The sequence below is a fragment of the Bacteroides ihuae genome (assembly GCF_900104585.1).
GTDB classification, from domain to species: Bacteria; Bacteroidota; Bacteroidia; order Bacteroidales; family Bacteroidaceae; genus Bacteroides; species Bacteroides ihuae.
In genome coordinates this window covers 1,070,974-1,081,956 of the sequence record NZ_FNVX01000006.1, presented here as the reverse complement: position 1 = coordinate 1,081,956, position 10,983 = coordinate 1,070,974, and the positions used below count along the sequence as shown (strand labels likewise).

6 protein-coding genes are annotated in these 10,983 nt (G+C 40.2%); 2 read left to right on the top strand and 4 right to left on the bottom strand.

Annotation, left to right across the window (positions count from 1 at the left end; all coding sequences use genetic code 11):
- Positions 1 to 113: 113 nt before the first annotated feature.
- From BQ5338_RS15090 to BQ5338_RS15075, 4 genes are all read right to left on the bottom strand, one after another.
- A complete protein-coding gene (locus BQ5338_RS15090) occupies positions 114 to 1,706 on the bottom strand; it encodes a pectate lyase family protein (RefSeq protein ID WP_317042354.1) in 1,593 nt (530 codons plus the stop codon).
- A gap of 216 nt (positions 1,707 to 1,922) precedes the next feature.
- A complete protein-coding gene (locus BQ5338_RS15085) occupies positions 1,923 to 4,088 on the bottom strand; it encodes a hypothetical protein (RefSeq protein ID WP_071147602.1) in 2,166 nt (721 codons plus the stop codon).
- 21 nt (positions 4,089 to 4,109) lie between these two features.
- Complete coding sequence (locus tag BQ5338_RS15080) at positions 4,110 to 6,098, bottom strand: RagB/SusD family nutrient uptake outer membrane protein (RefSeq protein ID WP_071147601.1); 1,989 nt, start codon at positions 6,096 to 6,098, stop codon at positions 4,110 to 4,112.
- Positions 6,099 to 6,118: 20 nt separating this feature from the next.
- A complete protein-coding gene (locus BQ5338_RS15075) occupies positions 6,119 to 9,376 on the bottom strand; it encodes a SusC/RagA family TonB-linked outer membrane protein (protein ID WP_071147600.1) in 3,258 nt (1,085 codons plus the stop codon).
- A gap of 317 nt (positions 9,377 to 9,693) precedes the next feature.
- On the opposite strand from BQ5338_RS15075, the gene BQ5338_RS15070 reads away from it, so the two are divergent.
- Together BQ5338_RS15070 and BQ5338_RS15065 are read left to right on the top strand one after the other, a co-directional pair.
- Positions 9,694 to 10,209, top strand: coding sequence for a TlpA disulfide reductase family protein (locus BQ5338_RS15070; RefSeq protein ID WP_071147599.1), 516 nt, complete (start codon positions 9,694 to 9,696; stop codon positions 10,207 to 10,209).
- Complete coding sequence (locus BQ5338_RS15065) at positions 10,206 to 10,799, top strand: thioredoxin family protein (protein ID WP_071147598.1); 594 nt, start codon at positions 10,206 to 10,208, stop codon at positions 10,797 to 10,799. The genes BQ5338_RS15070 and BQ5338_RS15065 overlap by 4 nt, the downstream gene beginning before the upstream one ends.
- Positions 10,800 to 10,983: the final 184 nt, after the last annotated feature.

Here is a 10,983-nt window from a genome sequence, read left to right as displayed (position 1 = left end):
GAAAGAATACTTCGTTTGCGCGCATCAACAGCATCTTTTTTAATGATAAGAAATTAGAATAATCAACAATAGTAGCATTTCAAATCTGGCTATATCTAAAGAACCTCAAATTGCTATGGTTTACCCAAGCCATTTTGCATTGCCGTAGTATGCTCAACAAGGCTATTCAAGTAAACTTCTAGATTCGTATATCCTATCTTACTCAAGGAAATAGCAACACCATCAGAAACCTGATTAGGATTTAGGCTATTTTTCACCTCCCAAAAGTTTGGTATACCATCACCATCAGAATCCTTTAAGTCATCTGCACTAACTCCACCGTTACTTAATTGGGGCCATGGACTAACACTCCCTTCGGGCATTACATCAGCAGGGTTATCAATTAACCCGGGAACCTGATTGGCATCAATAGATTTGCTACCCACATATGTAGCAGTTCCATCGCGTGTTTCTTTAACAATCCTTTCGTCAATAATATCTCTCCACTTAGAACATCCGGCATACAACAGCACTTTTTCAAATGCTTGCTTCGCAGTATGGGTTGTAACAGAATCGACTATTAATGGTCCATTTAAACGAATTGTATCTCGGGTAATTGATGAAAATAGCCCATCACACGAAGCGTTGTCTATTTGCTCATAAATGCCTTTTGTCCAATTATCATTGGTCACTTCTTCCGAACCTTCCATAAAATTTCCTTGCACATAAAATTTTCCCCATACATGCTCCATCAGTTTCCATGCATTAAAAGTGCCATCCGATCTTGTGCAATATTTTGTAGTACGTATGCCAATGGAAGCAATTCGATGTCTAATATTCCCTTTTTTAGGAGTTGCCGGACCAGGTTTATAGTAATTATTAATAATATTTACTTTCATTCCTTCACCTCCATAACATCCATTCCCAGCCCAATTATAGAATACGTTATTCCGTAGATCCATATATTCGTTCTGTTGTGTAGCAGGCCGAGGACCAAGCCGAGGAACCCGACTCTCATGATGGGCCATCAAGTTATGATGAAAAGAAGCTCCTGCTCCACCCCAATTACCACCATATCCATGCTTGCCCTTACTATGTCCTGAAGAACGAAGACTCTCAGAGACAATACACCACTGAACTGTTAAGTTTTCACCTCCATACACAGAACAGCATTCATCAACAGACCAACTGACGGAACAATGATCAATGATAACATTTTCATTTTCTATGCCTCCGAGTCCATCGGGTTCATCTCCGCCTTCATTACCAACCCGAAAGCGCAAATACCGGATAATAATATTATTAGAACTAATAGTCACTGGATATCTTGCAATACAAATACCTTGTCCCGGGGCTGTTTGCCCGGCAATAGTTAAATCACCAGTACTGATATCCAACTTATTTGCAAGAAAAATTGTCCCAGCTACATCAAAAATAACAGTACGTGGTCCTTTCTGTGATAAGGCATACCGCAATGTTCCTTTTTTGTTACTATCTTCAAGCGTTATTACATGATATACCTTCCCGCCACGTCCACCAGTGGTATGCATTCCAAAACCTTCGGCACCAGGGAAAGCTAATAGATCTTCCCCTATTTCAAAATTTGTCGCCAATTTTTCAGAAGAATATCCAGACGAAAACCAAATTCTCTCTGCGCATGCTCCCCTAAGAAACGAAGGGAAAACAAGCAAACATAAAATCACTTTGTAGCAACTATATTTACACATAATTTTTCATTTAAATACCACATTACCATCATCTCGAATCACCTAATTTACTTACATTAAATAAATTCATACATTTTTTGAGATGGAAATCAGCGCAATCTTTTGATTCAACCATTTATTAGCTTTCAAAATAGAGGGTGCATTGATATATAAAACCAAAACACCCTCTATTTAAAAATATTCAATAAAATCTCACATTTTTATCTATATGCTGTTTTAAGGCATTACAGTCTTAGCCCATCTCGGGTCACCGATACCAAGCTTGTAAATTTCGTGGTTACGAACGACATTGGTATTCTTGTAATAGAGACCGTCGAGATTGTCTACTTCGTGCATATTTGGATCAAGATTTATATGAGGTGGATTCGGACTTACCATCAAATCAATCGGCGAAATTCCAACTTCACCCAAATGAACTTCTAACTCGTCTTTACCGGGAAGATTGTATTCTGACCAATAACCAGCACTGTTCTTATTGGCGCTGAATCCAGAAGATGAGAAAATACTTCCGTTGATTAAGTTCGTATTCGTTGAGTAGTTCTTTTCGATATCGAATGTAATCTCACCTGAACCATTTATCTGACGGATATCCATACCTTCCATGTACAAGTTACGATCATCACCATCTTTCTTTGTCAAAATGAAGAGGTTATTCTTCACCGTAATCTTACTTCCACCCGGCAAATAGCGTAGGTCGAAAATTTTACGACCGGAAGAACGGGTACTGTAATTTACAAAGGTATTGTTTTCCAATGTAATGTTATAATGGATATTACTAGGCCATGAAAGGCTCTTCCCATTATCAGTAAAGAAGCAAGTACGCGGAGAATCATAAAACGTATTGTTGCGGAAAATCATGTTTTCGAAGATATTGGACTTACCTGTAGAAGGAGTACCGTCACCGGCTATCCATGCATAACCACGACCGGTATTGTCATAATAGCCGCAATTATAAAACAAGCAATCTTCAACGAGAAATTTTTCAAAATTCTTACGATTACTACCTTGTACACGAACGAAACCACGAATCATGCGTTGGAAAGTACAATCTCTTAATTCAAAAGATTGGAGCGTAACTGCCATACCGTTAGAATACATGTTAATGAAATAGTTACCAGTTGCAGTGCCATCACCATAATTTGTTGCTAGCGGGCAATCAAAATCAATGTCTTCGAAAATAAGCGACTTAATGTTGATACCGCCAAGCTCGCCAGATTGTGGTTGACGGCCAAACATAAAGTTCATTGCCTGACAGACTCCATTAATTGCAGACATACCATTCATTAGCACTTTAGCGCGACCAGTTCCCGCTTTAGTGCGAAGGGTCAAACCTTTACACAGCGACACACTGGTTGCAAAATAGTAAGTCTTTCCACCTTCCAGTTCAAAAACAGTACCTTCAGCCAATGATGCATCGCTATTGTAATTGGATAAAATGGTATCAAGACGTGAAGCATTATAACTCGTTGCTCCCGGAATGGTGTCGTTGGGATCACAGATATGTTCAACTAGAATAGGATCTCCAGATTCACCATCCATACGAATAACGCAGGTGTTATAAATAGCATCCCAATGAACAGGAATATTCTTATTCTCTGCATTAATTACGTACACACTATTTTCTTGCAAACCATCCACGTCAATATAGCCACGTTCAAAGTCTGCGGAAGTAATCGTGTAATTTACCCATTTCTCCGCCACGGTTGCGTCAGGATTAGTAGGAGATGCTCCAACCGAAATAGTCTGAATCACGAAATTGCCATTTTCATCAACTTCAAAATTGGTTTTGAAAGTACCGTCATCACCTGATGTAGCATAAGCACGGTCGATGTTGATACGGAAAGTGGTCTTTGTGACTTCGTTTACTACTATTACTTCAGGCACATTGTATCTATCTCCAGTTGTGATCCCCAGATAGTCAGCCCACTGACGTCCACTGCCATATCCATACCACTTAGAGTGGTAGCCTTCACCTTTTGTAGAAAGAGTTCGAATGGCAAAACGATACTCGGTACTGTATTGAAGGTCTTTTATCAAAAGATCTGTCACTTCGGCACCAACAATCGTATCAATCAAAATATAGTCCTTATTTTCCCAGTCTTTTGCTAAGCCTGAAGAAACATTGGGTTGTAAAGCCATCTTAATCTCGTAACCGGCACAATCTTTCACTCCATACCAATAAAGCTGGATATCGTTTAGATCAACAGTTTGACATTGATACGGGTCAGAGTCCCCCTTACCCGTATTGTCATCTTTACGGAACATCGTCATGAACTCTCTTTCGGAAGAGTAACCATCACTGCTGACCACCTCATCATCCTTACAAGAAAAGGTTGATATGGCAAAGAGGAGCATCAGTAGATAAAATAATTTATTTTTCATATTGTATTATTTTCAATTTGATTATTTGGTATAACCATAATAGTTTTTATACACACCCGCACCGCGTTGAATTGCTGCATTCGGATAAGGAAGGATATAGCGCACTATCGGTAGATTTGTAGGTCCTGTTTGTGCATATGTCTCACCATCTTTTACAAGATAGATATTCCCCCCTCGGTCACCACGTATAAAACCGTAGAATGAGAAGAGACATTGATCTTTCGGACATCCATCAGCGTCATTCCACCATCCGTAATAGTCTCCTGATTGCCATTCCGATCCTGGGTATTTATCAGACTTGTATGGATTATAGAGTTCCAGAACATCCAATGCGGTATTGGGATATGCATTTATGTTATTCGTGTTACTAATAATCTTGTAATAGATTGTATAAGGTAGAGTAAGTTCCAAGTAACCGGGCTTACCATCGTATTGTTCTACTACCCCAATATGATCTGAAGTTCCTGCTGCATTTTCAGCTACTGCATAGTAACGTAGAAAACTGTAATAAAGCACTTCGCTATATAAGTTGTTACGAACCAAGTCTTTCCAACGCATATTTTCGCCACAGAATTCCCATTTACGTTCGTTGAGAACAGCTTTTAAGAAATCCTCCTTAGAGCCTGAGACAGAGGCAATATAAGTGTCTACCTTGCTAGCATCTGTAAATGCCCGAGCGCGTACCTGACGAAGAGCTTCAAGTGCTTTAGTGCCATTAGCGCCACTTACGCCGTCTTCCAACTCATTAACAGCCTCAGCATACATCAAGAGTATATCAGCATAGCGCATATAAGGGTAGTTAACACCTGTATTGCCAGCACTGCCAACACCCATAGTATTTCCTGAATTTGCCCAGAACTTAGACCACTTGTTGTCGAATACCGTGTAGTCTGTGAGGATTGTTGGAGTACCGTCATACAAATAATACCACATACCATTTACATAGTCACGACGGGCATCTTCTTCATCAAATGAGTAACGATAGAAAGCACTCAGACGGGCACCACCGTCACTTTTACCCCAAATGTTCTTGCCTGAGGTTGCACCTTCATAGTTTTCACCTTTCGGACCTTGAATGTAGCCAATACTACCGGTTGAATTCTTTGCGAACGGAATCTCGAAGATGGGATCATCATTGTTGCTTACAATGTAATTACACTCGTTGATAAAGACTTGGCGATAAGGAAGTGTCAAAGAGTGAGTGCCAGAAGAAATAACAGAATCGCAGTATGCCTGCGCCACTCTGTAATATTCTTGATAATTAGTTGGACGTTGCATGGTACCATAGCTAGTAGAATTATCTTTGTCCGGATGAAGTGAATAACCACCACAAGTCAAAGCCATACGAGCAATCATTGCCCAACAGAATTCTTTGGATACACGCTCCACGCCATCGCTCAAGTCTTGAGCGAATGTCATGTAGGGAGCAACATCTTTCAAGTCCTCAATCAAAGTCTTATAAATCACTTCACGATCTTCAACAGCCATTACAAAGCTTTCTTCCTTGTTATTGGGGATTAAAGAAAAAGGTATGTCACCAAACATCACAACAAGGTCATGATAGAACATGGCACGAATCACTTTCGCTTCTCCCAATTGTTGCATCAGTTCTGCATCATCTTTACTAAAAATAGGGCTATTCTCTAAACCAGAAATAAAACTATTGGCATACTCCACGCCTTGATAGGCTGCTGTCCAATATTTGTTGATATCCCCCCCTAGACTGTTACAGTCAAAACGACGATAGTTATTATCTGTTGCAACTTCATTAGAAGAGATTGACATATCCACATCACTATTTAAGCAGAAAGTGCTCAAATAAGCGCTACCATAGGTGTTCCCATTCAAAAGTTGAGCATAAACACCATTCAATGCACGATTGATTTCGGTCTTTTCGCTGAAAACATACTCAGTGTCATACTTCGAGATGGCATCTACCTTCAAGAAATCGTTGCATGAAGAGAATCCAACCGCAACCAGAGCAGCGATAAAAATATTTTTAATTTTCATATATAATCAGTTTTTATGTATTAGAAAGTAATATTTGCTCCAAACACGAAACTGCGGCTACGCGGATAACGGTTGTAGTCCATACCACATGTCAGACCAGTTTGTACGTCAACTTCAGGATCGTAACCCGAGTAACCGGTAATGATGAAAAGATTAGAGCCACTGACATAGAGACGCAGTCTTGACATACCCCATTTATTAGATAACGATTTGGGCAAGGTATAGCCTAAGGTGATGTCTTGGCAACGAAGGAATGAACCATCTTCGATGAAGTAAGAATGGGTAACCTTGTTGGTAACGTCAGCAGGATTCCATAGTGTCTTACCTGCATTTAACTCTTTATAAGTCTCTACAGAGTTTTCAAGGTAGTTATTCTTATACATACATTCACCATCTTTCCCTACATAAGTCCAGCGATTGTTAAATTTACTAAGTACATTGAAGAAATTTTGACTGTTACCTTCTGATGAAGACAATTGGTAAGCAGTGGCATTGTTCACGTCGAAATCATACATATAGTTGAAGTTGGCTGTGAAATCAAAGCCTTTCCATTGTCCGCTCAAACCGAAACCTCCTTGGAATTTTGGGTTCGTATTACCAATCACTGAACGATCATCTTCCGTGATTTGACCATCAGGTTTACCATCTGGTCCGCTGATATCTTTGAACTTTATCTTACCCGGAAGAGTAGCCACGCCAGAGTTGCTATTATTGAGCACATTATTAATAATAGTACCTTCCTTGGGTACGGCCAGAAGATTTTGATTTGGGTCAAAATCAAATTCATCGAAACTATACAAACCATCATAAACAAAACCATAAATCAAGCCTACTTGGTCACCCACTTTCAAACAATAGTCGTTATAGCTTGATTTCCAACGGTCGTTTTGGTCCCAAATCACGTCGTCCGTATTATTCAGCTTGTCCACTTTCATCTTGTTGAAACCTAACGTAAAGTTACCACTCAAGACATAGTCTTTACCGCGAAGGATATCGCCATTGATGCTCAATTCGAAACCTTTGTTAGTAACTTGGCCAATGTTTTGCATCTGTTGAGTATAACCTGTTGTTGAAGGAACGTCTGACTTGTAAAGAAGGTCTTTAGTAGTATTCCAATAAACTTCCGGAGTTACGGTCAGACGGCCATTAAACAAATCCAAGTCGAAGGCTAAGTTACGAGTCAGGGTTGTTTCCCATTTAATTTTAGTATTGGGGAACACACTCTTACCGCTAGCTTCACCATACCATTTCTCACCGTTCTCAGTAGCTTCACCAAAACCTGGACCACCAGTCGTATTTACAGCGTAAAGATAACGCCACATATCATTGTCAATACGGTTATTTCCGGCCAAACCAACAGCTCCACGCAGTTTAAGGTTGCTGATTATCGGATTGTTTTCCAAGAAACGTTCCTTAGATAGTACCCACGCACCAGAAATTGATGGGAAATAACCCCACTGTTCGCCCGGAGCGAATTTCGTGGAACCATCAGCACGGAACGTACCCGAAACCAGATATTTGTGATTGTAGTTATAGCTAGCTTGCCCGAAGAAAGAGGCTGTGCGTTCAGGGGTGGAAAGGGATGAAGTTGATTCCCAAGTCGTTCCCAAACCCATGTTGTTGAGTGCTCTTTCGCTAGAGATGTTGCGTGGAAAATAACGATTCTTTATGTAGCTTTCCTTGGTTCGGTCGTGCTGGATTTCCTGTCCCAATAAGAAAGAAAAATTGTGTAATTGATCAATCTCAAAGCCATAAGAAGCTGTATTGGTCCAGGTATATTTCTCTGTATGTTTGTTTTTTATGGATGCTACTGGCAATTTTTTATTGTCTTGGCCTTCATCGGTCATGGCACCATAGAAACGGTTTTCATCGTTGAACGAAATGTAGTAAGCAGCTTCAGTACGCAAAGTCAAACCTTTTATGGGTTGCCAATCTAAACTAAACTGATTCGTATAAGCATAAGAATGCTTCTTCAGCGTATTTTGGCCAATGTCGTTCTTCGGGTTGGTGTACTCGAAGACGGCTTCATCATCCGGATCAACTGTTTCAGGATCCCAGAAAGCGAACTCGCGCAAACCATTAGTTGGGCGATAGCGAAGTACATCAATAATACCACCGCCACCAATCTTATCACCACCGGCTCCGGTATCGCGACGGAAAGTGAATTTCGGATTAATCGTTAATGTTAAATTATTAGTAAGTTGAATATTCATCTTGATGTTCAAATTTGTACGACGAACACCAGATCCCAGAATAATACCTTTATCTTCAGAATTAGTAAGAGACGTATTGAAGCGGAACTTTTCGCTACCTCCTCCTACTGTAAGATTGGTTGAGTAGTTAAACGGAGTCTCACCCATCACTTCGTCTTGCCAATCGTGTGTTGTAGCACGCTGGTAGATGTCGAGGTCGAGTGGATTACCAAAATTGGCACGATAATACTTTGCGTTCGAACTACGAGTACCGTTTGCAGCAGCCCAGTCGTACTGATAGCGTACAAAATCAGCTGTGTTCATCAAGTCGAGTTTCTTAGCTAATTTACTTACTGAAACCTGTGTATTGAAACCAACCTGAACTTTACCTTGCTGAGCTGATTTGGTCGTTACCACAACGACACCGTTACCACCCTTTGCTCCATAAATAGCAGTTAGGGAAGCATCCTTCAAGACGTCGATAGATGCAATATCCGTCGGTGGAATGTCGTTAATGTTATCAGTCTGGAAGCCATCAACAATGTAGAGAGGGTCATTGCTTTGAGTTACAGACGTTCCTCCACGTACACGAATATTAATATCTGCACCTGGAGCGCCGTCAACCGTCGTTACCTGCACACCGGCAATTTTTCCCTGTAAAGCAACGGCTGCTGAAGTCACCGGCACAGCGGCCAGTCTAACGCCCGAAATAGAACCTACCGAACCCGTTAAGTCCTTACGTGCTCTACTGCCGTAGCCAATCACAACTATTTCGTCAAGTGCCTGTGAATCATCTTTCAGGACAATTATTAATCCTTTACCGACAATAGCGTCCACTTCCTGAGTCTCCATGCCAATATAAGAGATTACTATTTTCTTCCCTTTGCCGACAGTAATAGAAAAATGGCCATCCAAATCGGTGATAACACCGTTTGACTTATTGCCTTTCTCCACTACGGAAGCACCAATAATCGGCTCGCCTTGCGAATCGCTTACATTGCCTTTTACCACAATGTTCTGAGCCGCTAATCCAACGGGGAACATCAACAGTATAGACAATAGCCATACATAATACTTGTTTTTCATTTTAAAAGATTTTGGTTTAACATCATAAGTTCTATTTCTTTTGCAAAGAACTAAATTACTGAATAACCAAGGGGGCAAATTTTATTCAAAAAGGAGGAAAATGGATGCAGGGCACTCCCAGATAAAGATTTTTTAGTCACAGATAAGCCTTCAATAGTTTTGGAAGCAAATTCTATTTTATAGAATAATAAGTTCTTTTAAGTCATCGGGAGTGTTTTTTTAGCTGTAATCATTGTTATTATTTTAATCAAGCAGAAATTGTTGCTTCTACGTGTAAACAGCAACATTCGCTTAATCACCATTTAAAGCCACTGACAATGAAACTATTTATAATTACTTTCACACTATTATGCAGCACTTTCTCGCTGAGCATTAAAGCCCAGCAAACGGTGAAGTCTGAGAATGTAGAGATTCCGATCTATGATTATGCTCAGCTGGAACCTATGCTTCACCCAAAAGCTGATAATGATACTACTTATATTTTCAATTTTTGGGCCACGTATTGCATTCCTTGCATCAAAGAGTTGCCCTTCTTCGACCAAATCGGGGAAAAATACGCTTCTAAAAAAGTAAAGGTCGTGCTGATTAGTATGGACTTCAAATCAAAAATAACCTCTCAGGTAATTCCCTTTATCAAAAAGAAAAACGTACAATCGCACGTCGTTCTGCTTAGCGACCCCGATGCCAATAGCTGGATTGACAAGATCAACCCAACATGGAGCGGAGCACTACCTGCTACGTTGATAGTAAAAGGGAACAGTCGGGAGTTTTACGAAAAATCATTTACGTATGATGAGCTTCAAGTATTAACAATTAAATTTTTAAAACAATGAAACGTATCGTTCTTCTAATAACACTCGTTCTTGCAGCATTTGCAGGCATCTCTGCCCAAGGTTATAAAGTTGGTGACACTGCGGCCGATTTCAGATTAAAAAACGTTGATAACAAGATGGTTTCTCTGGCAGATTTCTCAAAAGCCAAAGGTTTTATCATTGTGTTTACATGCAACCACTGCCCATATGCAATAGCCTACGAACAGAGAATCGTTGCTCTAGACAAAAAGTATAAAGCCAAAGGTTATCCGGTAATTGCCATTAACCCCAACAATCCAGCTACTGTGCCTGCCGATAGTTTTGAAGAAATGCAGAAACGCCATAAAGAAGCCGGATTTACCTTCCCTTATCTGTTTGATAACGGACAAAAGATATATCCCATATATGGTGCTACCCGCACACCCCATGTGTTCTTGTTAGAGAAAACAAAGAAAGGGAATGTAGTTCGCTACATAGGTGCCATCGACGATAATTACGAAGATGCTTTAGCAGTGAAAACACCTTATCTAGCCAACGCGGTAGATGCTTTGTTAGCAGGGAAAGAAGTAAATCCCAGCTCCACCAAAGCTATTGGTTGCGGTATAAAATAAAGTACTTCTTTCTGCGGAAAACAGCTATAGATTCTTTTTAAAATAGCTGCTCATGCTCAACAACATCCCCATGTTGTCTATAAATACATCCCCATGTTCAATCACATAACATCCGGATGTTTTATAGAAGAACATGGGGATGTTCTTTGGATGCAAGTTATGAGAAAAAGAAGGTTAAAAAGAA